The following is a 25,409-nucleotide window of genomic DNA, read 5'->3' on the forward strand; positions in this document are numbered from 1 at the left end:
ATAGGATGACCTCGCCGGTAAAATGCCGCCCTTTGAAATCGTCCATCACAACCGACCTTACCAATCCAAGGGCCCAACCTTGGCAACCGCATCAGAGTTTGCAACAGAGCCTTGATTTCGTTGATGTGGTTGCCGAGCCGATCGAAAAACTCTTCTCGGGGAAGCCCCCGGAAGCCGCTCTGCGCTCCTACCTCGGCAAACCGCTTGTCGAGTTCGCGCGCGAGGTAGGGGACGGCTGCGAAGCTCGATCCACCCTTGGCGATGTTGACGGTGCGGTCCTGGCCCGCCCAATCGTAGAGGTCTTGGAACAGGTGCTTGTGAAGCGCCCGATAGCCGTCGGCCGTCGCTGGAAAGGGCAGGCGCGCGGCCTCCGCGCCGCGCGCCTGCGTCAGTCTCCGCTCGGCCTCGGTGAGCGTCTTGTCGCCAGTGATTCCAAGCCGGTTCCGAAGCGTCTCGGTGCCGGGATACGTGTAAGGATCGCTTGCCAAGGTCAGGCAGCGATCTGGCGTGTTCCGGGCTGATAGAGACTGAGGATGATCGAGGGCATGAGCGAGGGCGGAACGCCCTCATCCAGCATCATCGCGAACATCGCGTCCTCGTCGATGGTCGGCGTCATGTCCTCGATGGCGAGGTTGGCGCGGGACTCCGCCACGTCCTCGCGCCAAAGAGCGATTTGTTCGGTATTGCCGCGCTCGAAGTCCATCTGGCGGATGCGCTCGCGCAGCGTCTCAAGTTCGATCTGGGCCATCGCGTCATCCTTTCTGCTCTAAACCCTACGCCTTCCAAGGCGATTCCTCAACAAATCACGTGTGGCTAGAGCCGGTCAGCGCGTCCTGATCCGCGCTCGCCGAACGCGGGTCGGAGGGGACGGGATCAATACTCGCCTGCCAGCATGATCGTTAGCACGCGCTTGGTCTGCTGCTCATCCCACGGCGCTTCGCTGTCATAGGTAAGCGTGTTGTCGTAGCAATCCACCTTCCAGAAAACCGTCTCGGCAATGGCCTTATGGTCGCTCGGCCGTTCCTGCGTCCACGCTCCCGTCCCGAGCTGATAGACCGCACCGAAATCGTGTTCCCCATAAGGATGATTGTCGCCGTCGAACCGCGAGAAGCTGACGATTGCCGCCAGCGCCGCGAAGCGATCCGCGTCGGGAAGAGACTGAAACCCAAGTGTGACGTTGGCGATGGAGGCGGTGCCGGGCTGGCTCCGGGCCGTGTCGTTGAGGCAACGGATGGTGTCGAGGTGTTCGGGGCTATACATTGCTGATCCTTCCTTCTGGCATGGGCCGCAAGGCCGCTCGGCCTCACGGCCCTGCCTGTCCGGCGAGGACGGGATGGGGAGGGGGAGCGAGAATCTACCGCTGGCGCGGGCGAGCCGCCTAGCGCGGCCGGTGCCTCGGCGCCGGGTGCTGCGCTTGGCGGATTACACGGGCGGTCGATTGTCGTTCGGGAACGAAAGGGCGGCGCCCTTGGCGTTCCCTTGGCTGGCGCAGCTCGTCCGCGAGCCCGCGCCGGCTGTCGATGCTATCGCGCCTTAGGCGCGGCGATTTGCAGGACGTCGACGGTGAGCCCTTCGGGCAGCAGCACGTTACCGATCGTCTCAAGCTGGGAGCGGTGCAGCTTGTCGGTGGTCTTGATCTCGCGGAACAGAACGGCTCCCCCATGCACGGCGGTAATATCCGGCCATCCTGCGCGATAGCAGTAGGAATCCCCTGCGGAACGAGCGGCGATGCTGGGGAGCTGGGGGCCGAGCGCCACATGTAGTTGCTCGATCAGCTCGCCGGTCACGCCGGGATAATATTCGTCGACGCCGGCGGCATAGATCGCCTCGAAGTTGCGCCGGACCTGCGCCGTGGTAGCGCGGCCGATCGCATCGTAGATGCTGTCGAGATGGGCAGCGTTGATGACGAGCTGCGCCTCCAGGAAGCGGGTCAGACTATCAGCCGCACCAAGCGTGTTCAGCTCCATCAGCCGTTCCAGGCAAGCGGCCTTCATCAAGAGAAGCATCGGCCCACCTTCGCAGGTGGTGCACGTCCACCCGCGGCGGTTCTAGTGAGCTAGATCCGCAGCGCGATTTTCAGGATGGCGCGCGGGCTGGGTATTGGATGTTAAGCCGGGGAGGCGTATATAGGTCCTGCTGTTTCGTGATTGTCGATTGCGGAACCTACCTGAGCCCGTCGAGCTGCTACTCGGCGGGCTCAAACTTTTCCGGCCATCCTGAAAGGAAAAGGGACGAGAGCCCTGCTAGGCCCCCGCCCCCCGTCAGGCTACTTGTCGCGGCCCAACTTTACGATCGCGACCACGAGCGAAAAGCCCGCGATCACGACCATTGCTGTCTCATAAATCGTCAATGTGCGTCACCTCCTTCGACCGGCGAGATTGCGGGGGAGCTGCTACATCCTTCCGCTGCCGATCGAGGACAGTGTAGCCGATCCTCGCACGCGCTGTCGGTAATTCCGGCGCGCACCCGTTCACGTTGTCGTGAAGTCGCCTCGGCGCCGCCCGTCCCTTTTGGGCGGGCGGCGCCCGCGGGCCTGAAAGGGCAGCGGGCGCGACGGCCATGCGGGGCATGGCTGTCGCGCCGGCGATGGGGCTGCTGCTGGGCGGGTCGGTCGAGGGGAAGGGGGGCGATTATCACCGCCCCCCGCATCCGTTCACGCCAGTTCGTCGGCCTCCATGTCCTCGCCATCGAAGGCATCGGCTTCCGGATCATTCCGCTCGTCGCGCTCGGACTGTCGTCGCTGGTCAGCGAGCACCTTTCGATCGAAGCAACCATACTGGAAGATCTCCGGAGCAAGGCGCTGGCGTCCCCGTGGCAGCAAGCATTCGAAGACTGCCTTCCTGCCCTGGAAATCCTGAAGGCCGACTGGAGGACGTTTCTGGGCGAGTGGAACGGCGAGGCCATTGTTGCCGACCTTGCGCAGTTTCGTGCCGAAGCCGAAACGATCCTTCCCCGCCTGCGCGAGCGTGTTCAGCGCGAGACGGAAGCCCTGTACGCCACGGCGCTTCAATCCGACGTTATCGCTCTACGCTAGCCACCTCAGGCGGTGGCACGAGCCTCCTCTCCGGCTTGATCGTGAGCGATGCGCAGACATTGCTCGACCGCCTGCCCGAAGCTCGCGACATAATCGTCCGCTCCGATCAGAAGCTGGATCTCGCGGTCGGTCAGGGCTTTTTCCCCCTCGGGCCAGAGCCCGACGAGTATGCGTGCGGCAGGCGCGGCGCGCCGGAGGCGCCGGATCAACAATCTTAGATGGGTCGGATTGCCGCCGATCTCGAGGTACGAGAGGCAGATGAGGCGCGAGCCTGACAGGTCGAGCTTAGCCACCGCGTCGCGCGCCACGGCCGCATTGCGGACACGCCGCACGCCGAATTGACGCTTCTGAAGGAGCTGCTCGAGCATCGCCGTCACCGCATCGTCGAGAATGCCCCTGCCGGCGATACAGCTGATCGTGCCGTCCGCACGCCACGTCTCGGGCGCGTTCGGAAGGACGACCGGCGCTGTCTCGGGAATGCGTGCGATCGTCGAGGATGCGACGGGGTTGAGTGGCTTGTCGCGATCGATGACGATGTTGCTCGCCGATGTCTCGTCCTGTCCATCCAGCTCGTGCACCACATCGATCATCGCAGCGACGATCCGGGTGGCCGCTTGATGGTCGACGAGACCGCGTCGGGCATCCTCGGCCGCCAGTTTGAGGCCGCCAAGGGCGACCTCATCGTAATAGGCGGTCAGCGATCGCTCCTTCAGGAGCGTTTCAGCCTGTTCGATAGCCTCGTCAGGATCGCCAGCGACCATACGCTGATAGAAGCTCTCCACGGGGGTCAGCGCCGGCCTGTCTCCCAAGAGGACGTCGATGAATTCGAGACTCGGCACGTGTCGTCCAAGTACGACGAGACACAGGGTCAGCGGCATCGACAGGACAAGTCCGACCGGCCCCCAGATCCAGGTCCAGAACACCGCCGCAACGATTACCGACAGCGGCGAAAGGCCGGTGGAATGCCCGTATAGCAGCGGTTCGATCCCGTAGCCGATGATCGGCTCGCTGATGACGAACAAAGCGGCGACCATGATCACCATCGACCAACCTGGATCGATGCCTGCTGCCAGGGCCAGCGGGAGCGCTGCGGCCAGCAATGAGCCGATATAGGGGACGAAGCGCAGAATGCCGGCAAGGATCCCCCATAGCGCCGGAACCGGCAGGCCGATCCACCACAGGCCGAGACCCACGACGATGCCGAAGCTCGCGTTCACGGCGAGCTGGGAAAGAAAATAGCGGCCAAGACGACTGGCCGCATCGTCCATCGCAACCGTCGTGCGATGGAGATCGGACGACCCGAACAATCGGATCAGCCGGTCGCGCAGATCCTCCTTCTGCATCAGAATGAAGATTGCGACGACCAGGACGATGACGAACGTCTCGAACGGCGCCAGCACGGGCTTCAGGACGCCGAGGGCCGTATCCAGTACCGATGGCTCGTTTTCCAGAACCCTGACCGGAACGGCGGCCCTGGTGCCCGGAGTCAGGGTTGGAGCGGCGGGGGTGGCGCGGGCAGGCGTTTTTGTCAGGAATGCCATTTTCTCGGCGGCATAGACCTTCACGCCATCAATCTTCGCTTCGATCGTCTGAGCATATTTCGGGGCGTCAGCCGAGAGCGACGCCGCCTGGAACCCGACCAAAGTTCCGAGTCCGCCGATCATTCCCAAGGCGGCAATGACCGTCGTGAGCACCGCGAGAGCCTTGGGCAATCTAAGCCGCCGGAGGAGGCTCACGATCGGCGACAGTACGAAGGACAACAGAATCGCGAGTGTGATCGGGATCAGTACATCCTTGGCGAAGAACAGTCCGGCGACGACGACCACCGCGACCGCCAGACCGAGCAAGCCTTCGACACCCTGCGCGTTGGCCGCCGCGATGCGGGCGCTGCCTGTTTCGGGTTGATCGCCAGAAAGTCTGATGATCTCTCGATCTTCCGTCATGCGACCACCTCAGGGAACGTGCCGAGCAAGGCATCATGCAATTCCCGTGCGATCAGCGGCTTTCGCAGGACCTTGTGGCTGATGTGATGCGCTTCCGGCAGAAGGTCCGGATTGGCGGTAAGATAGACAACTCGCGTGTCGCACCGTCGGTGCAGCTCGTCGGCGATGAGAGGACCGGTGAAGCCGTCGGCGAGGTTGAGATCGATGACCGCAACATCTGGTGCGAAGGTGATCGCCGCCCGGGCACTTTCGATACTATCGACCAGCTTGATCGCGTCGATGCCGACGTCGTGTGCGATGTTCTCGATATAAGCGGCGATGGCCGGAATATCTTCGGCGATCAGCAAACGGTGCATCGGCATTCCCCTGTCAACGTCCGAACAGGTTCAACCGCCAACCGTTCCAGCCTTATGCATTTTTCCGGGCATAACGGGAGCCAATGGTCATTCGGGTCGTTTAGGTTCGGTCAACATAGGAGGCATCTGATGGGCGAGTTCGTGGACAAGGTGAAGGGCGCGATCAACGACATGGTCGGTGATGCCAAGCAGGAAGTCGGCACTCGCACCGACAATCCCGACATGGCGGCAGATGGCGCCGCGCAGCAGGCGACGGGTAAGGGGCAGAAGCTCAAGGGCAGCATAAAGGGTGCGCTCGGCGACAAGATCTAACCCGGCGCGGACAACCGGATCGTAGCAGAGAAGGGGGTGCCTTTGATGGGCGCCCCCTTTGCCTGTTGAGCAATCATATTGGCATCGCACCGCGCACGCCTGGCTGCGTGACGACAAAGGGGCTTAGAGCATGGCATCAGAACGCAAATCGCAGCAGCAAGGCTACGCAGGCGGCGAAACCCATCAGACCACTGACGAAGATCATCCGGTGCTGACGACCAATCACGGCACGCCGATCGCCGATAACCAGAACCAGCTAAAGGCCGGTGCGCGTGGTCCCGTTCTTCTCGAAGACGAGATTTTTCGCGAAAAGATCAACCACTTCGACCATGAGCGCATCCCCGAGCGTATCGTTCATGCGCGCGGGTCTGCCGCGCACGGCTATTTCGAGTGTACAGAAAGCCTCGCCGACATCACCTGCGCCGACCTGTTCCAGAAGAAGGGACAGCGGACCGAGGTGTTCACCCGCTTCTCGACCGTCGCGGGCGGTGCCGGTTCAATCGACACGCCCCGTGACGTGCGTGGTTTCGCGGTCAAATTCTATACCCGTGAGGGCAACTGGGACCTGGTCGGCAACAACATCCCGGTGTTCTTCATTCAGGACGCGATCAAGTTCCCCGATCTCGTGCACGCCGCCAAGATGGAGGCCGATCGCGGATATCCGCAGGCGGCGACCGCGCACGATACCTTCTGGGATTTCATCAGCCTGATGCCCGAGTCCACCCACATGATCATGTGGGCGATGTCGGACCGCACGCTGCCTCGCACCTTCGCCAACATGGAAGGGTTCGGCGTCCACACCTTCCGCTTCATCAACAAGGAAGGGAAGAGCACCTTCGTCAAATTCCACTGGAAGCCGAAGGCTGGCCTCGCCTCGACGATCTGGGACGAGACGGTGAAGATTGCCGGCGCCGATCCCGACTTCCAGCGCCGCAACCTGTTCGAGAGCATCGACCGCGGCGACTTCCCGACCTGGGAGTTGGGCGTACAGCTGTTCGACGAGGATTTCGCGAACAGCCAGCCCTATGACGTGCTCGACGCGACCAAGATCATCCCCGAGGAGGTGCTACCGGTCCGCATCGTCGGCAAAATGGTGCTCGACCGCTATCCCGACAATTTTTTCGCCGAGACCGAACAGGCGGCGTTCGTGCCGAGCCATGTCGTCCCCGGCATCGGCTTCTCCAACGACCCGCTGCTGCAGGGCCGGCTGTTCAGCTATACCGACACCCAGTTGTCGCGACTGGGCTCGGTCAATTTCCACCAGCTCCCGATCAACTCGGCCAAGGGCCGAGCCGAGGCGGCGGGCTGCCCGTTCCTGAACCAGCAGCGCGACGGCCACATGCAGATGGCGATCCCCAAGGGACGCGCCAATTACGAGCCGAACAGCCTTGCCAAGGCCGGCGAGGAAGCCGGTGCGCGCGAGGACCCCAACAAGGGTTATAAGACCTTCCCTTCGGAGGAGCAGGGCGAGAAGCTGCGCATCCGCCCGGAGAGCTTCGCCGACCACTACAGCCAGGCGCGCCTCTTCTTCCGGTCGATGGACCCGGCCGAGCAGGCGCATATCGCGTCCGCCCTGGTGTTCGAGCTGTCGAAGGTCAGCCTGGAGCATATCCGCATCGCGGTGATGGCCAACCTGCGTAACGTCGATGAGGACCTGGCGCAGCGCGTTGCTGACGGCCTTGCGATGGACCTGCCGAAGGCGTCACCGACCGCCGCGCCGGTGCTCGACATGGATCCGTCGCCGGCACTCCGCATCATCCGCGGGCCATTGGAAAAGCACACGCTGGAGGGCCGCACGGTCGGTATCCTGATTGCCGACGGCACCGATGCCGATGATCTGAATTCGGTGAAGGACGCCGTGAAGGCCGCCGGCGGCACGCCGCTGACGATCGCGCCCAAGGTCGGCAAGGTGCCGCTGTCCGATGGGACCGCGATCGCTGCGGACGCACAGTTGTTCGGTCAGCCTTCGGTCACAGTCGATGCCTGCGCCGTCACCCTGTCGAAGGAGGCCTGTGCCAAATTGGTAAAAGAAGGCGCGGCCGTGCAGTGGGTCATGGACGCCTTCGGTCACCTCAAGGCCATCGGGTTCAACGATGAAGCCAAGCCGTTGCTCGACAAGGCAGGTGTCGAACTCGACGACGGCGTGACCGACCTCGCCATGTTCGTCGAGGCGGCGAAGAAGCGCTACTGGGACCGGGAGCCGTCTGTCCGGACGCTTGCGTAACCATTCTCCAACGGTGCGCCCGGCCTCGTGGCCGGGCGAACATCAGTAAGGACAGACAATGGCTAATCTACTCGGCGCGCTGATCGGCGCCGCCATTGATCGCGGTGACGGCGATAGCGGGATCAAGGGAGCGATCATCGGCACCATCGCCGAAACAGCAATCCGCGGCATCGCACCGTTGGTTGCGACCTACGCGCTTGGCTGGGGCGTGCAGTATGCGATCCGGAAAGGATGGCACTTGGTCGCGGGCGCCGATCCCATCGAGCCTGGCAGCGGCGCTTTGCGCCGGTGATATCGAGGGTAATCGCTCCGTAAGAAGCTGAGGGAGCGGTTCGTATCGACAAGGACGAGCCATGCTGACGGATTGCGTGATTATCGGCGGCGGACCGGCAGGATTGACCGCAGCCATTTATCTTGCCCGTTTCCATCGTCAGGTGGTGGTCGTCGACGAGCGCAAAAGCCGGGCAAGTTGGATCCCCAGATCGCGTAACCACCCGGGTTTCCCCGACGGCATCGGCGGCGACGAGTTGCTTGATCGCATGCGGGAGCAGGCCGAACGCTATGGCGCGGCGATATACTACGAACAAGCAACAGCCCTGCAGCGGGATGGCGACACGTTTCGTGTGTCGACGGCTGATCGCGTGTTGGAGGCGCGCACGGTGTTGCTCGCCACCGGCGTGGTCAATCGCAGCCCCGAGATCGACCCGGAAACGCACCGACAGGCTTTGGTAAGCGGGAAGTTGCGATACTGCCCCATCTGCGACGGGTTCGAGGCGACCGGATCACGTATCGCCGTCATCGGTGGCGACGAGCATGGAGTGTCAATCGGCGTCCAAAAAGGACCCCCTATCGGCGTGCAAAAGGGACCCCCTTCGTCGAGCAGCGTGACGGGTATGACGGGCGCTTTGTTCGCGCTGGTTGCGGCGTAGGGCGGGCGTAGCCCGACCGGAGGCGCAACCAGCGCGAAGCGTTCTCTGCCGGTGGTCCTGGGCGTCAACTGCGGTGCTTGAAGCGCCAGCTGTCATTGCCCGTTTCGACGATGTCGCAATGGTGGGTAATGCGGTCGAGCAGCGCGGTGGTCATCTTGGGGTCGCCAAAGACGGTCGGCCACTCGCCAAAGGCGAGGTTCGTCGTGACGATGACCGAGGTCTGCTCGTAGAGCTTGCTGACGAGGTGGAAGAGCAGTTGGCCGCCCGAGCGGGCGAACGGCAGGTAGCCAAGCTCGTCGAGCACCACCAGATCGAGCCGGGAGAGCTGGGCTGCCAGCGTGCCGGCCTTGCCAAGACGCGTTTCCTCCTCAAGCCGGTTCACCAGGTCCACCGTGTTGAAGTAGCGCCCCCGGGCGCCGGCCCGTACCACATTGGTGGTGATGGCGGTGGCGAGGTGCGTCTTGCCTGTGCCCGTCCCACCGACAAGCACGACGTTGCGCCGGCCCGGAAGAAACGAGCCGCTGTATAGCGAGCGCACCAGTCCCTCGTTGATGGGGGTGTCATCGAAGACGAAGGCGTCGAGGTCCTTCACCGCGGGCAACCTGGCGGCCGACATCCGGTAACGGACCGACGCTGCATGGCGGTGCGTCGCCTCGGCACGCAGCAGGTCGGTCAGGACCTCCATGGTCGTGCGCTTGCGCTGGAGACCGGTGGTGACCGCCTCGTCGAAGGCGCCAGCCATGCCCTTCAGCCCCAACTCGGTCATGGCCGTCATCATCTCATGCCGCTGCATGGAGACCTCGCAGGCTGTCATAGCGGTTGCAGTCGGCGCGGGGCGGATGGCGCAGCGCCAGGTCCTCGGGGGTGACAATGGTTAGCGGTCGTGGCGGTTCTCGCCTGCGGGCCAGGATGTTGACGATGACGTCGTCGCTGGCGGTGCCGGCCAGCAATGCTTCGCGCACGGCCGCTTCCACCGCCTCGAGCCCGTCATCGAGCACTGTCGCCAGCACCCGCACGAACCGCCGGTCGGCGTCGTCGCCGGCGCCGAGCTTGCGCCGCAGCCGTGACAGCGCAGGCGGCAACTCCCAGCCCTGGAACGGTGCGCCGTTGCGCAGGGCGCCCGGCTTGGTCGCCAACACCGGCAGATAATGCCACGGGTCGTAGATGGTCCGGTCCCGGCCAAAGAACCGGGGATGGTCGGCGACGACTTCACCGTCGCAGCGCACGAGGATGCGGTCGGCATAGGCACGGACCTGCACAACGCGCCGAACCGTCCGGGCAGAAACGGAGTAGCGGTTGCGGTCGAAGCTGATGAGGCAAGTGCCGCTTACCGCGTGCTCGCTCTCGTGGAAGCCGTCGAAGGGCGCGACAACAGGCTGGAGCACCGCCCGTTCGGCTGCCCATGCCTGGGCGACCGTCAGTTCCTTCCGCTCGGGATGCCGGTGCATGTCGGCCCAGCGCCGACACTCGGCCTCCAGCCAACCGTTCAGCTCCTCGAGGCTGGTAAATCGCAGGCGTGGCTGGAAGAAGCGGCCGCGCGCGGTCTGCACCTGGTTCTCGACCTGACCCTTCTCCCAGCCCGACGCCGGTGAGCAGGCGGTCGGCTCGACCATGTAATGGTTGGCCATGACCAGGAAGCGCCGGTTGAAGACCCGCTCCTTGCCCGTGAACACGCTCGTCACCGCCGTCTTCATGTTGTCGTAGATGCCGCGCGTCGGCACGCCTCCGAAGAAGGCGAATGCCCGCGCATGCGCGTCGAACAGCATCTCCTGTGTCTCGCGGGGATAGGCGCGCACATACATCACCCGTGATGCGCACAGCCGCACATGCGCGACCTTTACACGCATCGGCTTGCCCGAGATCTCGACGTCCTCATGGCTCCAGTCGAACTGATACGCCTCGCCCCGCCGGAACAGCAGCGGGATGAACGCCGGCGCATCCATCACATCGCGACGCCGCGCCTGCCGCCAGCGAGCCGCATAACGCCGCACCGCGTCGTACGAGCCGTCGAACCCCTCGCGTAGCAGCAGGTCGTGGATGCGCGTGAGGCGCAGCTTCTCGCGCCGCGGTCGTGCCTCGTCTTCCTCCAGCAACGCATCCAGTCGCGCCTGAAACGGCCCCAGCTTCGGCAGCGGCTGCACCTCCCGCCGGTAGCCCATGTCCGCCTCCGGCGCCCGGATCGCCTTGCGCACCACCTTGCGCGACAGGTGCAAGTCCCGCGCTATCGCCTTGATGGCCTTCCCCGACGCGTGCTCGCGCCGGATCCTCAACACCGTCTCCAATACCAGCATCCCGATCTCGCCGCCTGACACACGCCAAGCGAACAGCCTAGACCACCGGGATGAGGGGTCCCTTTTCGACGCCGATCACCCCGCTACCGGGGTCCCTTTTCCACGCCGATCCACAAGCATGGAGTGGCCGAAGCACTGTTCCTTAGGACATATTCCGAGGACATCACGTTGGTGGCGAACGAGACCGCCGAACTTGACGACAACGATCGCGGCGCGCTGGATAAGGCCGGGGTCACACTTGCTGCTGCCCCACTCGCTTCGATCGATTTCGGCTCGGGCGACGAGGTTTCGATCACTCTCGAAAAAGGTGCCGGCACCATCGTAGTGGATACCGTCTATCCGGCGCTCGGTTCTGACATCAACACCGAACTGGCGGTCGCGGTCGGCGTTGCGTTAAGTGACTGTCGGTGCATCGCTGTAGACGACGATCAGCTGACCAACATCACGGGTTGTTACGCTGCCGGTGATGTCGTTGCCGGCCTCGACCAGATCAGCGTTGCAACCGGGCACGGTGCTAAGGCAGCAACCGCCATTCATAATGCTCTGCGGACGATCGACGGCGAGACGGCGAAGCAACTGTCGACGTGAAACGCATTTTTAGAAAGACGTACCCCAAGCGCCTTCGTCCGCATATCGCCGATCCGTCACCGGGACGTCAGCCCTCGCATTCACTACTCGGAGGCTGCGTGAACAGCTTCGATATCTCGCCACGGATGAGCGTATAGCATTCGCAGGACTCTTCCCTGAGCAATTCGGGATTGATGACCGAAATCTTTCCGCGCTTGTATTCTATCGCGCCGATCGCAAGAAACTCTCGAGCCACGATATTGACGGCGTTACGCTTCACCCCCAGCATTTCGGCCAAAAACTCCTGCTTTAGCGGCAGTCTGTCGGTTTCGGTCCGATCGTGAGTGGTCAGGATCCAACGCGCAAGCCGCTGCCGAACGGTATGGAGCGCGTTGCAGGCGACCGATTGCAACGACATCCGGATCATGACCTCGCGCCAGCGCGTGACCGCGGAACAGAATTCGACGCTTTCATCGACCAGGTCTTCGAAGTCCTCGGCTTTGACCCGGTAACCGCTGCCGGGCAGCTGCACCACGTAGCGATTGAAAGCATCGTCCACATAGCCGCTTGCACTGAGGGCAGCGGCGCCCTCGCGGCCGATCGTCATCCCTTCTGCGGTCCGACCATCGCTCATGACCGCGACCAGCGATATCATGCCGGTCAAAGGCAAAAAGACGTGGGTCAGCGGTTGGCCCGGCTCGTACAGCACTTGTCCTGCGACAAGAAGGACGGGTTCAAGGCAGCTGTCCATACGAGCGCGCTCGTCGGGCGGCACCCGATCAAGAAGGTGATTGCTGCTGGACTGAGCGGCGCCGTTCTCGCGATCTTCCCGGTCGTCAGGCAATGCAAAACTCCTTCATATGTCGAGGCTCAACGCTCGGCTCTACACCTCGATCAATCGCGGCAAAAGAAACGCATCCGGTGGGAACACGGATGCTGAACAGCCGTTAAGACCGGTTGAATACATAGCAGGGTGTCGATGCATGATTGAGACGAGGCGAAGCAGGCTAGCCGGAATGGCGCTGCTCGTTGTCGCCTCGGCGTTGACCGCGTCGTGTGCCAGCCCGTCCGCGCGGATCGCCCAGGGACTGGGCCGCTACGGACTGAGCGAAGGGCCGGCGCGATGCATGGGTGATCGACTGCAGTCTAACCTGTCGCTGGGCCAGCTCCGGCAGCTAGGCCGTGTCGCGCAGAGCGTGCAGCAGACGCGGGGTCAAAGGCTAACGGCGAGCGATCTTATTCGGGCTGGCACCCGTATCGATGACGTGAAGATACCCTTGGAAGTGACGAAGGCGGCTGCGTCGTGCGGTGCGTTGAGCGAAGCGGTCGGGGTTCAGGGAGGTTGATATGAACGATGTCCAATATGCGGGAGGAACCGTCATCAACGGGACCCGCGATTTCACCAACCAGGCCTGGCTTTATGCGCAGGAGTGGGGGCCTCGCATCATCGGCGCCCTGGTTATCCTCCTGATCGGATGGCTGGTTGCTCGCGCGGTCAAGTGGGGAGTGGCAAACCTCCTCAACAAGACACCGCTCGCCCGGCGGGCAAATCAGCCCAACCATCCGCCGCGCGACAAGTCTACCATCGGCGCACAGGTCGGCGATGCGGCTTTCTGGGTCGTGCTACTGGTCGCGTTCTTTCTCGCTGCACAACCGCTCGGCCTTGCCAGCGCGACAGGCCCTCTGGCGGACATGCTGAACGGCTTCGGCAATGCGGTCCCCCGGATTATCGGTGCCGGCCTGATCCTCTTCCTCGGTTACATTCTCGCCAGCGTAGCGAAGAAGGCCGTCGAGGCGGTAATCACCGCGAGCCATGTGGAGCGCTTGTCGGCGCACGTGGGCAGCACGCCCCCGACCGACCCCAGCGCGCTGCCGCGGGCGGTGGGTAGCGTCGTCTTCGCTCTGATCATCATCCCCGTGGCGATTGCCGCCCTGGACACGCTCAACATCGCGGCGATTTCGCAGCCAGCGACTGCCATGCTGCGGATCATCCTTGATGCGATCCCGCATGTGATCGCGGCAGGCATTATTATCACGCTTGCTTACTACATCGGCAAATTTGCCTCGCAGCTCATTACCTCGTTCCTGGGCTCGACCGGCGTCGACAAGGCAATTGAGTCCCTCGGCCTGTTCCCGCAGTCGGGAGCCGCTGATCCGATTTCCGGGACCGATCGACCTTCGCCTGCGACGACGGCCGCGTCGCTAACGCCGTCGAAGCTGATCGGGTCAGGTGTCTTCATCGCGATCGTCATTTTCGGTCTGATGGAGGCATTCCGCCAGCTCAACTTTGCCTATGGTTCGCGGATCATGGCCGAAGTGCTGACACTCTTCGGCCAGGTGGTATTCGGCGCGATTATCATCGCCGCGGCCGTCGCGATCGCACGCCTGATCTCGACTACGATCAAAGCGACCGGGGGTGCCGGAGCAGAGTTCACCGCGTCGCTTACCAAGGTCGCCATCATCGTCCTGGGAACGGCGATTGGATTGCGGTTCATGGGTCTTGCCGATGACATCATCAACCTCGCTTTTGGTCTGATCCTCGGCGCTATAGCGGTGGCATTTGCCCTCGCGTTCGGCCTTGGCGGGCGTGAGCAGGCGGGCCAGGTCGTGCAGCGACTGCTTGGCAAGGCCGAAGAGGAGGCCAACAAACCGGCATCGGCTGAGACCCCGACGGTCACCCCGACATCGCTAGGGGCTACTCGTGACGTGGATACGCAGGCATGACGCGGCGGCTCGGTAGCCTGGTATTGGTTGCGAGCCTGCTGCTCGCGGGCTGTGATGGGCCGCGGGAGAACGCCGGCGAACAGGCGGACGCCAACGCGGGCGTCGTGTCGAGCGAGGACACGCTGGCGAGCGGTCCGGCCGAGACGGCCGGCGAGGCACAGGATCGTGCCGCCGAAAGCGCCAATGCGGCGATCGAGGCGCGTGCCGATGCTGCAGAGGACCGTGCGGACGCCTTGCGCAGTACGGCCGACGAGAAGGCCGACGCTCTTGAAGAGCAGGCCAGGCAGGTTCGACGCGATGCCGAGCAGAAGGCCGATGTAGCCGAAGACAGGGCCGACGCCATTCGCGGCAAGTAGGGTTCGTGGGCTGACATGCCCGCGGCTGTACCCAAAGGCCCGCAGAGGTCGCGCGTAGCAACTTTGGGCGGGGCCTTGGTGCGGTTGCGTGCCCGGGCCCCTTCTTTTCGCACCACTTACCTACGGATCGATGGCTGCACGATTATGGAAAACCCGGAGGGTCTTGAGCCTGCAACTGTCGAGGAAGAGCTGGGCTATTACGTCGAGCGTGCACAGGCCGAGAGGCAGGCCGCTGAGGTAAGCGACGGCGTCGAAGCGGCGATTGCCCACCGACGACTTGCCGCAGCCTACGAAACGAAAGCGTGCGCTCTGCGACCGCAAGCCGCGCATACCCTTGATCCGCACAAGGAATAATCGTGCATCGTGTAATCGACATTACCGTTCCCTCGGACCGTTCCGACCAATTGATAGCCGCGCTCGACACGATCGAGGACGTGGTCGGCCTGACATTGCACCGCAGCGCATCCGTCAAGCCCAGGGGAGACGTCGTCACCGTCCATGCACTCAATCGTGCAACCGATCAGGTTATGTCCGCGGCGGCGAGTGCCTTACAAGCCTTCCCATACACCATCGTGACCGCGGAAGTGGCCAGCATCAGCGATCCCGAACATCAGAAGCGGATCGACGCCGACGTCGATGAGGCGGTGTGGGAGGAACTCGAAACCGGGCTGCGGCATCAAGGCCGCCTTACCGCCAATTTCCTGCTGCTGATGGCGCTGGGCGGCATTATCGGCGCGGCTGGAGCGTTTACCGAACCCGCGATCGCGGCGGTTGCATATGTCGCGTCTGCGATCATTGCCCCTGGATTCGAGCCGCTGGCGAAGTTGCCACTGGGCGTCGTCCTGAAGAGGGGCGAGGTGATCCGCGCCGGTGCGCTGGCGACGATCGTCGGCTATGCCGTTCTGGCGGCGGCCGCTGGAGCGACCTGGCTGGTCCTGTCCAGAGTAGCCGGTGTCGAGGCGTCGGCGTTTCTCGACGGCGACGTCCTCAAACACACGATCCATCCCTCGCCCGAGCTCTTGACAATCGCATTGGCCGGCGCGTTCGCCGGGGTGCTCATCCAGGCCTCCTACCGAAGGAGCGTTATCGCCGGTGCACTGGTTGCCATGCGACTGATCGAGGCGGCATCCGTAGCAGGGATATCACTTGCGATGGGGCGTCTTGATCTGGCGGCGGCCAGCGGGACCCGGTTGGCCGTCGATGCAGGCTTCGTCCTTGCCGCAGGTGTGCTCGTCTTTGGCCTGAAGCAGCTCATGGTCCACCGCCGCGCGCCGCTGCATTGACACTCTCACCTGTTACGTCCGCGCTTGTTCCGGTCGACCGAAAGAACATATGCATGAAAGATCATTCCGCCTCCGCAACGCACGAAAACCGGGTCTGCATCGTCGGCTGCGGACGCGTCGGCATGGCCAGCGCCTACGCCTTGATCCAGAGCAGCTTCATCCGTGAAATCGTGCTGGTCGGCCGCGACCGCGAGAAAACGGAGGGCGAGGTGATGGATCTCGAGCACGCCGTCGCAGTCCCGATGAAATCCCCGATCAACGTGATCAACGGCAGCTATGCGGACGCCGCTGCGAGCTCGATCGTCGTCATCGCGGCCGGGCAGGCGACAGGGGGCAGCGACACATCGCGGCTCGACCTTCTCGATGCCAATGCCCCGATAGTCCGCGAGATTGTTGGCAAGCTGAGGGATGAAGGGTTCGACGGGGTGCTCGTCATGGCATCGAACCCCGTGGACCTTCTGGTCCAGGTCGCTCTCGAGGAATCCGGGCTTCCGGCCGGGCGGGTAATCGGAACGGGGACGCTGGTCGATACCGCCCGCCTGCGCGGGATGCTCGCCGAGGCCTTCGATATCGAACCGCGCGGGGTCGATGCCTACATCATCGGCGAGCATGGCGATTCTGAAGTCGCCGTCTGGAGCGGCGCCCGCATCGCCGGCGTGCCGCTAAACCGATGCGCTCCCCAAGAACCGCAGGATTATGCGCGGATGCTCGAGCGCGTTCGTCGCGCCGCACCCGAGGTGGTCCGGCGCAAAGGCCATACCGAATATGCGATTGGCCTGTGCGTCCAGCGGATCTGCGAGGCCGTGTTGCGCAACGAGCATGCGGTGCTCGCGGTCTCTACCGTTCTCGGCGGGGAATACGGGTTGACCGGGGTGTGCCTCGGCACGCCATGTGTTGTGGGAAAGAACGGGATCGAGCGGATCATCCAGCTTGACCTCGATGATGGAGAGCTTGCCGCACTCCATCGCTCGGCCGAGACGCTGCAGCGCCTGCATCCCCGCATGTCAGCAGATGCGGCATGACGATCGGCAACGATCGGGCGGGCGCAGGAGCGCGGTCGCCGTTCGCGATTCCCAAAGAAGGGTGGCTGGCGGTGCTGCGGCGAACCTGGGAGGAGACGGGCAAAGACAATATCGGGCTGATCGCCGCAGGGATCGCTTTCTACGCGTTCGCGGCGATCGTCCCGTTGCTCGGGGCGGTTGTCCTCAGCTACGGCCTCTTTGCCGAACCGGAAACGGTTCGCAGCAACGTAGAGCATGTGTTCGCCGCCGTCCCGCGCGAGGCAGCGACCATCATCACCGAGCAGTTGGTCACGGTGGTCGAAACCTCGAAGGGCAAGCAGGGCCTGGGCCTCATTATCGCGATCGCACTGGCCTTTTACGGCGCGACCAAGGGTGCGTCAGCGATCGTGACGGCACTGAATGTCGCCTATGGCGAGACCGAACGCCGCGGCTTCGTTCGCGTCAACCTTTTGTATTTTGCGCTCGTCGCCGGTGGCGTCTTCCTGATCTTCCTCGCGATCGCATCCACGACCCTGCTGGGCTTTCTCGAAAGCCTCGTACCACAAGCGTCGGACTTCTTGCTGACGCTGATCCGGGTCGCAGGCTACGCGCTGTTGGGCGCGCTCGTCGTGACGGCCGCAGCGATCCTGTACCGGTTCGGACCCGACCGACGCCGACCTTCCTGGGTCTGGTTGTCGCCAGGCTCGGTTGCCGCCACGGCGTTGTGGCTGGGGGGAACCGCCGGGTTCGGTCTCTATGTTTCGAACTTCGGCAATTACGGCGCGACCTACGGCTCGTTGAGCGCCGTGATTGTGATGCTCACATGGCTGTGGCTCTCCGCATTTGTCTTCCTGCTCGGCGCCGAGATGAACGCCGAACTCGAACGCCAAGTGGAAGGCGAGGGAGCCGTGCCGCAAAAAGCGACGTCGCCTGTTTCCGACGATCAGGGGGATGGTCAGAGCGCCGATACAGGGCAGGTATCCACGCTTGATAGACCGGATGCAACCGCGGGCTCGTCCCTGGGTCTTGCATGGGCTGAAGGGGCACTCTGCGCCGCCGGGCTTCTCTTGCTGGGAAGGGGTAGGCCGGCTCGGGCGTCGATAGCGCTCATAGGAGCAGGCGTCGCCTACAAGATCGGCCGCGGAGCCCCCACTGATCGGCGTCATCCCGGCGCAAAAGTCTCGGCACATGTATCGTCGAACGATTCCGAGCGTTCGCATAGTTCACCAAAGAAGGAGATCCCAATGGCAGACCGTGACAACGACATCAGCGTGCTGAACAGCCTCATCGCCACCACGCTCGATAGCGTCGATGGCTACACCGAAGCCGCCGGTGACATCGAAAATCCTCGTTATGGCAGTGTTTTCTCGGATCGCGCGCGGGAGCGTCGTGAGGTCGTAAGTGACCTGCAGGCAGAGGTCCGGCGCCTCGGCGGCGACCCTGAAGACGACGGGACCGTGCTTGCCGGTGCTCACCGCATGTTCCTCGACCTGAAGGCGAAGGTGACGGGTCAGGACGACAAGGCGATCATCGACGAGGTCGAGCGCGGCGAAGATCACATCAAGGCGAAGTTCGATGATGCTCTGTCGGACGAGGATCTTTCGCCGGAGGTCCGGGCGGCGGTTCTGAAGGCCAACCAGTCTGTCCAGGCGGGCCATGACCAGATGCGTGACCTGAAGCACAGCCTGGAACGCTAAGATCCTTGCCCAAGCATCAGCGTCGATCGCTGATCGCTTCCCTGTCAGCCCGGTCCGCTCATGCGCGACCGGGCTTTTTTTGTGTCTGCCGCCGTGTTGCCCGGGAACCCATTTGTCCCTCCGCGCCGAGCCACGTCAGGTTCTTTTCCAGCGATCTGGAACTCCCTGAAACACTCCTTGTTATGCATTCTGCCGTGCATAGGCATCTGCGCTGCGAACAGGGATCGCCAGGAATGGATACAGGGATAGCAGGGCCGCGGCCGATGATTGCGCGTGTCGGGGAGATGCGAGCATGACGGAGGTCGTTGCCCATCCCCCGCGCTCACGGATGTCTAAGCGCATGACGGCTGAAGCCTTCGGCACGTTCTGGCTTGTCCTTGGTGGCTGCGGCACCGCGGTCCTCGCGACGGGGGAGGGCGGTGTTGGTGTGCTGGGAGTCGCGTTGGCCTTCGGCTTGACGGTGTTCACGATGGCTTTCGCGGTCGGCGCGATCTCGGGTGGCCATTTCAATCCTGCGGTGACCGTCGGCCTAACCGCGGCAGGACGATTTCCGGCGCGGGAAATCCCTGCCTATGTTGCGGCCCAACTCGCGGGCGCAATCCTCGCATCCGTTCTTCTGCTGGTCATCGCTAGGAGCATGCCGGGCTTCGAACTTGGCGGCTTCGCAACGAACGGCTTTGGGGCAGCATCCCCCAAAGGCTACCCGCTTATGACCGCACTGCTGGTCGAGACCGTACTGACCGCAGCATTTCTGATGGTTATTCTCGGGGCGACGGACGAGCGCTCGCCCGCCGCGTTCGCGCCCTTGACGATCGGTCTGGCGCTCACACTGATCCACCTTCTTTCGATCCCGGTCACCAACACCTCGGTGAACCCGGCACGCAGCACCGGACCTGCTCTGATGGTGGGAGGAACCGCACTTGCCCAGCTCTGGGCGTTCTGGGTCGCCCCGCTCGTCGGCGCGGTCCTCGCGGGCCTGGTCGGCCGCTGGCTGTTCTCGCATGCGGATGACGTGCGGTCGCCGGGCCCGATCTCGGTCTCGAAGCTCGATCGACTTGTCGACCCTGTAACCACGCCGACCGCCAGCAACGACGGCACCAAGATCTAACCTCGAAAGGACAATGTCATGGCCACTCTTCCACCCGATCCTTACGCTCCCGATCCGATCCACAACCCCCATGGCTCGCCTCAACCCGATGATCGGCCGGATGCTCTGCCGGGACCGGAAAATCCCGATGCGCCGTCGATCGATGATCCCGGCTTTCCGGGCGTGCAACCGGTAGAGGAGCCCGGCGCTCCTGGCGACGCGCCGAGCGATAGCCCGACCCAGACTCAGGCCTGAGCCTCTTCGCTACAAAGCTGGATAGAACCACGGAAGGAACGATCGAATGGCCGTCAAATTCGCTGGCACCATGAACGCGATCAATCGCGGACTAGAAGACACGAAGCCCACGAAGGGCGTGGATATGATCGAAGACTGGGAAGCGGCATTGGCGGATGTCGACGTGCCGGGTGCGAAAGGCATCTTGCGCGATCTTACATCGCTTCGAAAGCAGCTTGAAAAGCCCGAACCGGATGCCGAGCGGGTCCATTCGCTTCTCCACCGACTGGGCACCGCAACGGCCAAGATCGCCGACAAGGCCGATAAATCGCAGGACAAGTTGAAGGCGCTTGGTGAGGCGCTGACGGAGGCAGGGGTGGACAGCCCCGATGAAGAAGAGGACGCTGAGGCCGCCGCTGCGCCCAAGCGCGCGCCCAAGAAGAAGTAATCCAGGCGGCGGGACGATCGTCCCGCCGCTTTTTGATCCACTTGCAGGTTGAGGAACGAAGAGATGGCGAAGGCGGATAAGGGCGTGAAGCGTACGGAACGGGTCGAAGGTGACGGTACGTCACTGAACACCAGCGTAGAGAGTGATGCGCGCGATCAGGTCGCTGAGGCGCTGACGAAGGCGACTGCGGATAGTTACACGCTGTACGCCAAGACGCTCGGAGTCCACTGGAATGTCCAGGGCCCGAGCTTCTACGGGCTGCACAACATGACCGAGGCACAGTATCAGGAGCTGCACGAGGCCGCCGACGCGATCGCCGAACGTATCAGGGCCCTGGGCAAGCTTGCTCCGACTGGCAACGCCGCCTTTCGCGAACTGACGGTGATCGACAATGATGCACCGCACAAGCCGACCCGCGAAATGATCGCGGAGCTCGTCGACGATAACGAGAAGGTCGCGCGGCGGATGAGCGAATTCGCTGAGCTGGCGGACGAAGCCGGCGACCTGTTCAGTCATGACATGCTGGTGGCGCGGATCGGCGTCCATGAGCAGAATGCGTGGATGCTACGCGCCAGCCTTTCCGAATAACGTAGCGTTCGGCGTGGCGGGAGGTCCGCGACGACTTCCCGCTACCAGCTCAGGTTTACCGCGCAAGCTATGTCACACGATCCCAATGTCGATCCAGCTGGCGCCACTGATTTAGGCGCTACTGATAGCCCATCCGCAACCGGGATCCCGGCAGGAGATGCTTTACCAGACGGATCGTTCACGCTCACCGGTCATCATCAACGACGCCATTGGCGGGAGAGCACGATCATCGATGATGACTTGGCCGACCGAGGCGGGGTGTTCTTCGCGGCGGTCGAGATGACGCGCATGCCGATGCTCCTCACCAACCCTCGTCTGACCGACAATCCGATCGTGTTCGCGAACAAGGCTTTTCTGGACCTTACCGGTTACGAGGAAGCAGAAGTTCTGGGTCGCAACTGCCGCTTCCTGCAGGGGCCGCATACCGATCGTGAGCACGTCGACCAATTGCGCGACGCCGTGTCAGCCGGTCAACCGGTCAGCCTGGAGATACTCAACTACAGGCGCGATGGGACCTCGTTCTGGAACGCCGTGTTCGTGGGGCCGGTGACCAGCACCAGCGGCGAGCTTCTGTATTTCTTCGCCAGCCAACTCGACGTTTCGCGGCGCCGCGAGGCGCAAGAAGGTCATCGCCAGGCGCAAAAAATGGAGGCCGTGGGCCAGCTTACTGCAGGCCTCGCGCATGATTTCAACAACCTTCTTCAGGTGGTGGCCGGCAACCAGGAAATGGTGTTGCGGGAGCTTGAGGAACCCAAGCTCCGGCGACGACTGGAGAACGCTCAGGTTGCCACAGACAAGGCGAGCCGTCTCACGCGTCAGCTGCTCGCCTTTGCGCGCAAGACCCGCCTCGATCCGAAACCCGTCGACCTTAGTCAGGCAGTAATGGGCTTTTCGGATCTGCTCCATGCCAGTGCCGGGGCGACCGTCGACATCCAGTTGAACCTCAGGAGTCGCTTGCCCGCCTGTCTGATCGATGTTGCTCACCTCGAAACGGCGCTTCTCAACATCGTCGTCAACGCGCGTGACGCTATGCCCCGCGGTGGCACGATCACCATCTCTACGGGCAAGTTGCACCTCAACGGCGATGCTGCTGCGCGTGAACTCCCCTCCGGCGATTATGTCACGCTGTCCGTATCGGATGAGGGGGAAGGCATGAGTCCTGCACTTGCCGCGCGTGCGATTGAACCATTCTTTACCACCAAGGAAGTCGGACGCGGAACTGGATTGGGATTGCCGCAGGTTCATGGTTTTCTTCAGCAATCGCGCGGCCGACTCGAGATTGAAAGCACGGTAGGCCGGGGGACCATTGTCCGGATGATCCTTCCGATCGATCGCGAGGCGGCAGGAGCCGATGGGCGAACGCCCGCTACGCCGGTAGTCGCAGCGGTCGGGGTTTCGCCAGAAGCCCGAGGGCAAGGAGAGATAATCCTCGTCGTAGAGGACTCGGAGGATGTCCGAACGCTCGCGCGCGATCACCTTATTGAACTAGGATATCAGATTGTTACGGCGGTGGACGGCGATGATGCGCTGAACACGCTGGAGCGGATGAGCTTCAAGATCGATCTGCTTTTTACCGACCTTATCATGCCGGGTTCGATCAACGGTCTGGCGCTGGCCGACGAGGTACGGCGTCGCGCTCCCGCTGTCCCGGTGCTCCTCACAACAGGATATAACGAAGAACTCGCCCGCGAGGGGGGCCCCGGCGCGTCCGGTGCCGACGTCCTCGGCAAACCATATCGGCGTGCCGAGCTGGCGGACAGGATACGCGCAGCTATCGATGCTCCGGCAACCGGCGGTCCACGGCGTAGGCCGTCCGATTTCGGGGCTGCAGAGGCTTGAACATCTACAATTCCAGTTCAATCACGGGAGACGATCAATGAAGAAGATTTTAGCAACGACCGCCTCGGTAGCGCTGATGTCGCTAGCCGCCTGCAACAGCAGCCCACGGGAGCAAGCCGCCGACAATATCGAGGCGAACGCGGAACGCGTTGCCGACAACCTCGAAGACGCTGCCGATAATGCACCCACCGAAGCCGGAGAGGATCGTTTGGAGAATCGTGCCGATGCGGCTCGCGAATTGGGCGATAAAAAGGCCGAGGATATGCGGACCAACGATCCGGACACCAATCTTTCGAACGGCATGTAGTTATCGGCGAAGAGAGCTTGGAGTTGTTCCCACGTAGATAACCTGAGCCTTGGGTGCCCGGCGTCGCGCCGGGCGCCTCGTTTTTTGCATTACGAATGGTGATCCCACCGGCGCTCATCGTGGCGCGCGGTGACGACAGTTTTATGTGAAAATGCAACCCTGCGGAGTCACCTCAACTGAGCGACCTTCCTGTCTTCATCTGTGTCCCTGCACGAAACGAGGCGCTGTCGTTGCCGGCGCTCATGAATGCGCTGTCTGCACTCGTTTACGAGGGGAGCCCGCCCTCCGTCTGCATCTATCTCGACAGCTGTGACGACGGCAGCAGGGCAACACTGCGCGGCATAGAGCGTAACTATCCGCTCTCGTTGTTCGTCTGCGAGAGTCGCGCGGCGAGCAAGCCCAATGCCGGCAGTGCCCGCAGGGCAGCTCTGGCAATGGCAATCGATCTACTGGCGGGGCGTGACGGGTTGTTGTTCACGACCGACGCAGACAGCGTTCCTCGATCGAATTGGGTGCAGGCCGGCCGCGAGGCTCTTTCACAGGCTGACATTGTCGCTGGCCGTATCATACGCGCCGAAGGCGGGCATGACGCGATGCAATCACGCGTCGAACGATATTATGACGGGCTCTATCGGTACCGACGGTTTCTCGATCCGGTTTCTTGGGAGAGCGACGATTGCCATCACTTCGGAGGTGGCGCGAACCTCGCCGTACGGGCTTCTGCCTACCGCGCCATCGGCGGCTTCAAGGTATTACCGGTGGGAGAGGATGCCACCCTCCTTGACGACGCGGCTCGGGCAGGTTTCCGCGTCCGTCGAGATTCGGCCATGTCGGTCGTGACATCCTCGCGACGCGATGGCCGCACGGAGGGGGGCTGGCAGGCTGTCTCCGTCGCTTTGATGCAGGGTCTCAGCCGCTCGTCGGAGATCCGCGTGCCGGCGCTTGGCAATGGCGCCATCAGGCACTGGCACGCCGTGCCTTCAACGCGATCGACGTTGATGCTGTCCGTTCATACCTCGCCGATCGGATCGGCCTGACCGCGGATCATGTCCTTGGCGTAGCTCGTGATTGCCCCAACGCAGAAGCCTTCGCGATGTGCGTCGTTCCGATCTCGCCTGTCTTCGCTGATGACCTTCCGCTGACGGATGCCGAGCGGATTCTCGATGCGCTGATTGCTGTAGAGCGGGGAATGGCGGCATGACCGCTATTAAGGCGGAACTGGGGAACGCGATCGAAACGGCAGGATGGTCTGGCCTGTCGCCAGCGGATCCCGAAACTGTCGGGGACTATATGTCGCTGCTTCGACAGCTCTACCGGATCGGTCGCACCGATCTTCCCCTCGGCAGGCTGATCGAAGGTCATGTCGACGCATGTCAGATCCTGCGTCGTTACGGCACCCACGATCAACTGGAAAGCGCGCGTGCATCCAACCGTAGTACGATGGTCGGGGTCTGGAACGCGGCCCTCGAGGGCGAGCCGCTTCGGGTGATCGATGGCTGCCTTGCAGGGGGCAAAAGCTTCGCTTCAGGCGCCGGCGTGCTGACCCATGCTCTCGTGACCGCGGACACCCCCGCCGGCACTCAGCTATTGCTCCTCGATCTCGCACGGACGTCGCCTGAGATCGATCGATCCTGGTGGCATGTGACCGGCATGCAGCGGTCCGAAACCCACATCGTCCGCTGGAATAACGTCAGAGTTTGCGACCACGACTTCATCGGCAAACCTGGTGATTATGCACGTGAACCTCATTTCAGCGGCGGGGCGTTACGGTTCACCGCTGTACATGCGGGCGGGATAGCCGGAGTCTTCGATCGGACACGCGACCATCTGATCTCGACCAACCGAGCGCAAGACCCTTTTCAGGCGGCTCGCCTGGCGGCTCTATTTCAATTGGCCGAAGCGGCAGCTGCAACTATCCAGCGCACGGCAACCGCATGGTTCGACGGGCCTGAGGACGCGAGGCTTGCCCGTGTTGCCGCCGCTCGGCTCAGCGTGGCCGATGCAGCAACGCGGTCGATCGCCATAGCCCAGGAGGCGGTCGGCTTGGCCGGTCATTTCCGATCGCATCCGCTTTCGACATTGCTGACCGATCTCACCGTCTACCTCCGCCAGCCAGCACCCGATGCACAGGTGGTAAAAGTTGGGGAGGCAGCGCGCCAAGGGTTACTGGTGCTGTCGTTGTGAAAGTG

Annotated in this window: 29 protein-coding genes and 1 pseudogene; 20 read left to right on the forward strand and 10 right to left on the reverse strand. The window is 63.0% G+C overall.

The genetic code is table 11. The features are described 5' to 3' along the window. From FFS35_RS18850 to FFS35_RS18880, 7 genes and pseudogenes are all read right to left on the reverse strand, one after another. A pseudogene (locus FFS35_RS18850) lies at positions 1 to 488 on the reverse strand (hypothetical protein); the annotation flags it as partial. A 2-nt stretch (positions 489 to 490) separates the two neighbouring features. Next, the gene (locus FFS35_RS18855) at positions 491 to 748 is read right to left on the reverse strand and encodes a hypothetical protein (protein ID WP_137788355.1); all 258 of its coding nucleotides are present in this window, start codon (positions 746 to 748) and stop codon (positions 491 to 493) included. 125 nt (positions 749 to 873) lie between these two features. Further along, the gene (locus FFS35_RS18860) at positions 874 to 1,260 is read right to left on the reverse strand and encodes a DUF3768 domain-containing protein (protein WP_137788356.1); all 387 of its coding nucleotides are present in this window, start codon (positions 1,258 to 1,260) and stop codon (positions 874 to 876) included. Between the two features lie 263 nt (positions 1,261 to 1,523). Further along, entirely contained in the window at positions 1,524 to 2,006 is a 483-nt protein-coding gene (locus FFS35_RS18865) for a hypothetical protein (protein WP_137788357.1), read from the reverse strand. A gap of 647 nt (positions 2,007 to 2,653) precedes the next feature. After that, the gene (locus tag FFS35_RS18870; protein ID WP_137788358.1) at positions 2,654 to 3,010 is read right to left on the reverse strand and encodes a hypothetical protein; all 357 of its coding nucleotides are present in this window, start codon (positions 3,008 to 3,010) and stop codon (positions 2,654 to 2,656) included. A gap of 29 nt (positions 3,011 to 3,039) precedes the next feature. After that, the gene (locus tag FFS35_RS18875) at positions 3,040 to 4,977 is read right to left on the reverse strand and encodes an AI-2E family transporter (RefSeq protein ID WP_137788359.1); all 1,938 of its coding nucleotides are present in this window, start codon (positions 4,975 to 4,977) and stop codon (positions 3,040 to 3,042) included. Further along, positions 4,974 to 5,324 carry a response regulator gene (locus FFS35_RS18880; protein ID WP_205499228.1) on the reverse strand — a complete coding sequence of 117 codons (351 nt, stop codon included), beginning with the start codon at positions 5,322 to 5,324 and terminating at the stop codon, positions 4,974 to 4,976. The genes FFS35_RS18875 and FFS35_RS18880 overlap by 4 nt, the downstream gene beginning before the upstream one ends. Before the next feature lie 138 nt (positions 5,325 to 5,462). On the opposite strand from FFS35_RS18880, the gene FFS35_RS18885 reads away from it, so the two are divergent. The 4 genes from FFS35_RS18885 (at position 5,463) to FFS35_RS18900 (ending at position 8,798) form a co-directional block, all read left to right on the forward strand. Continuing rightward, entirely contained in the window at positions 5,463 to 5,645 is a 183-nt protein-coding gene (locus tag FFS35_RS18885) for a CsbD family protein (protein WP_137788361.1), read from the forward strand. Positions 5,646 to 5,775: 130 nt separating this feature from the next. Further along, positions 5,776 to 7,869 carry a catalase gene (locus FFS35_RS18890; protein WP_137788362.1) on the forward strand — a complete coding sequence of 698 codons (2,094 nt, stop codon included), beginning with the start codon at positions 5,776 to 5,778 and terminating at the stop codon, positions 7,867 to 7,869. A 58-nt stretch (positions 7,870 to 7,927) separates the two neighbouring features. Beyond that, the gene (locus FFS35_RS18895; RefSeq protein WP_137788363.1) at positions 7,928 to 8,161 is read left to right on the forward strand and encodes a hypothetical protein; all 234 of its coding nucleotides are present in this window, start codon (positions 7,928 to 7,930) and stop codon (positions 8,159 to 8,161) included. Positions 8,162 to 8,222: 61 nt separating this feature from the next. Further along, positions 8,223 to 8,798 (forward strand): NAD(P)/FAD-dependent oxidoreductase, encoded by a 576-nt coding sequence (locus FFS35_RS18900; RefSeq protein ID WP_205499226.1) that lies wholly within the window; start codon positions 8,223 to 8,225, stop codon positions 8,796 to 8,798. Between the two features lie 64 nt (positions 8,799 to 8,862). Here the strand turns inward: FFS35_RS18900 and istB are convergent, their stop codons facing one another. Beyond that, complete coding sequence (gene istB, locus FFS35_RS18905; protein ID WP_017977237.1) at positions 8,863 to 9,591, reverse strand: IS21-like element helper ATPase IstB; 729 nt, start codon at positions 9,589 to 9,591, stop codon at positions 8,863 to 8,865. After that, the gene (gene istA, locus FFS35_RS18910) at positions 9,578 to 11,089 is read right to left on the reverse strand and encodes an IS21 family transposase (protein ID WP_137788364.1); all 1,512 of its coding nucleotides are present in this window, start codon (positions 11,087 to 11,089) and stop codon (positions 9,578 to 9,580) included. The genes istB and istA overlap by 14 nt, the downstream gene beginning before the upstream one ends. A 123-nt stretch (positions 11,090 to 11,212) precedes the next feature. Between istA and FFS35_RS18915 the strand changes: the two genes are divergently transcribed. After that, a complete protein-coding gene (locus tag FFS35_RS18915; RefSeq protein ID WP_243403077.1) occupies positions 11,213 to 11,677 on the forward strand; it encodes an FAD-dependent oxidoreductase in 465 nt (154 codons plus the stop codon). A 67-nt stretch (positions 11,678 to 11,744) separates the two neighbouring features. Here FFS35_RS18915 and FFS35_RS18920 read toward each other — a convergent pair whose 3' ends face one another. Next, positions 11,745 to 12,500 (reverse strand): Crp/Fnr family transcriptional regulator, encoded by a 756-nt coding sequence (locus FFS35_RS18920; RefSeq protein WP_205499257.1) that lies wholly within the window; start codon positions 12,498 to 12,500, stop codon positions 11,745 to 11,747. A 172-nt stretch (positions 12,501 to 12,672) separates the two neighbouring features. On the opposite strand from FFS35_RS18920, the gene FFS35_RS18925 reads away from it, so the two are divergent. From FFS35_RS18925 to FFS35_RS18995, 15 genes are all read left to right on the forward strand, one after another. After that, on the forward strand, positions 12,673 to 13,002 hold the full coding sequence (locus FFS35_RS18925) for a hypothetical protein (RefSeq protein WP_116462945.1): 330 nt from the start codon (positions 12,673 to 12,675) through the stop codon (positions 13,000 to 13,002). 1 nt (position 13,003) lies between these two features. Continuing rightward, a complete protein-coding gene (locus FFS35_RS18930; RefSeq protein WP_116462946.1) occupies positions 13,004 to 14,380 on the forward strand; it encodes a mechanosensitive ion channel in 1,377 nt (458 codons plus the stop codon). Beyond that, positions 14,377 to 14,736 carry a hypothetical protein gene (locus FFS35_RS18935; RefSeq protein WP_116462947.1) on the forward strand — a complete coding sequence of 120 codons (360 nt, stop codon included), beginning with the start codon at positions 14,377 to 14,379 and terminating at the stop codon, positions 14,734 to 14,736. The genes FFS35_RS18930 and FFS35_RS18935 overlap by 4 nt, the downstream gene beginning before the upstream one ends. A gap of 144 nt (positions 14,737 to 14,880) precedes the next feature. Further along, a complete protein-coding gene (locus FFS35_RS18940) occupies positions 14,881 to 15,090 on the forward strand; it encodes a hypothetical protein (RefSeq protein ID WP_133178096.1) in 210 nt (69 codons plus the stop codon). Positions 15,091 to 15,092: 2 nt separating this feature from the next. Continuing rightward, positions 15,093 to 16,019: a DUF389 domain-containing protein gene (locus FFS35_RS18945; RefSeq protein WP_137788365.1), complete on the forward strand. Its 927-nt coding sequence runs from the start codon at positions 15,093 to 15,095 to the stop codon at positions 16,017 to 16,019. A gap of 53 nt (positions 16,020 to 16,072) precedes the next feature. After that, positions 16,073 to 17,041, forward strand: a complete 969-nt coding sequence (locus FFS35_RS18950; RefSeq protein WP_116462950.1) for an L-lactate dehydrogenase — start codon at positions 16,073 to 16,075, stop codon at positions 17,039 to 17,041. Beyond that, positions 17,038 to 18,717 carry a YhjD/YihY/BrkB family envelope integrity protein gene (locus FFS35_RS18955; RefSeq protein WP_116462951.1) on the forward strand — a complete coding sequence of 560 codons (1,680 nt, stop codon included), beginning with the start codon at positions 17,038 to 17,040 and terminating at the stop codon, positions 18,715 to 18,717. The genes FFS35_RS18950 and FFS35_RS18955 overlap by 4 nt, the downstream gene beginning before the upstream one ends. A 328-nt stretch (positions 18,718 to 19,045) precedes the next feature. Beyond that, positions 19,046 to 19,825 (forward strand): aquaporin Z, encoded by a 780-nt coding sequence (aqpZ, locus tag FFS35_RS18960; RefSeq protein ID WP_205499267.1) that lies wholly within the window; start codon positions 19,046 to 19,048, stop codon positions 19,823 to 19,825. Between the two features lie 18 nt (positions 19,826 to 19,843). After that, positions 19,844 to 20,059 (forward strand): hypothetical protein, encoded by a 216-nt coding sequence (locus FFS35_RS18965; protein ID WP_137788366.1) that lies wholly within the window; start codon positions 19,844 to 19,846, stop codon positions 20,057 to 20,059. A gap of 46 nt (positions 20,060 to 20,105) precedes the next feature. Continuing rightward, positions 20,106 to 20,486 (forward strand): hypothetical protein, encoded by a 381-nt coding sequence (locus FFS35_RS18970; RefSeq protein ID WP_171007691.1) that lies wholly within the window; start codon positions 20,106 to 20,108, stop codon positions 20,484 to 20,486. A gap of 63 nt (positions 20,487 to 20,549) precedes the next feature. Then, positions 20,550 to 21,074, forward strand: coding sequence for a DNA starvation/stationary phase protection protein (locus FFS35_RS18975; protein WP_116462953.1), 525 nt, complete (start codon positions 20,550 to 20,552; stop codon positions 21,072 to 21,074). Between the two features lie 69 nt (positions 21,075 to 21,143). Beyond that, positions 21,144 to 22,913 (forward strand): PAS domain-containing protein, encoded by a 1,770-nt coding sequence (locus FFS35_RS18980; RefSeq protein ID WP_116462954.1) that lies wholly within the window; start codon positions 21,144 to 21,146, stop codon positions 22,911 to 22,913. A 37-nt stretch (positions 22,914 to 22,950) separates the two neighbouring features. Beyond that, complete coding sequence (locus tag FFS35_RS18985; protein ID WP_116462955.1) at positions 22,951 to 23,220, forward strand: hypothetical protein; 270 nt, start codon at positions 22,951 to 22,953, stop codon at positions 23,218 to 23,220. 230 nt (positions 23,221 to 23,450) lie between these two features. Continuing rightward, on the forward strand, positions 23,451 to 24,257 hold the full coding sequence (locus FFS35_RS18990; protein ID WP_165800948.1) for a hypothetical protein: 807 nt from the start codon (positions 23,451 to 23,453) through the stop codon (positions 24,255 to 24,257). Positions 24,258 to 24,510: 253 nt separating this feature from the next. Continuing rightward, positions 24,511 to 25,404: an acyl-CoA dehydrogenase gene (locus tag FFS35_RS18995; RefSeq protein WP_249341741.1), complete on the forward strand. Its 894-nt coding sequence runs from the start codon at positions 24,511 to 24,513 to the stop codon at positions 25,402 to 25,404. Positions 25,405 to 25,409: the final 5 nt, after the last annotated feature.

Source organism: Sphingomonas sp. 3P27F8 (assembly GCF_005502745.1).
Lineage (GTDB): Bacteria > Pseudomonadota > Alphaproteobacteria > Sphingomonadales > Sphingomonadaceae > Sphingomonas.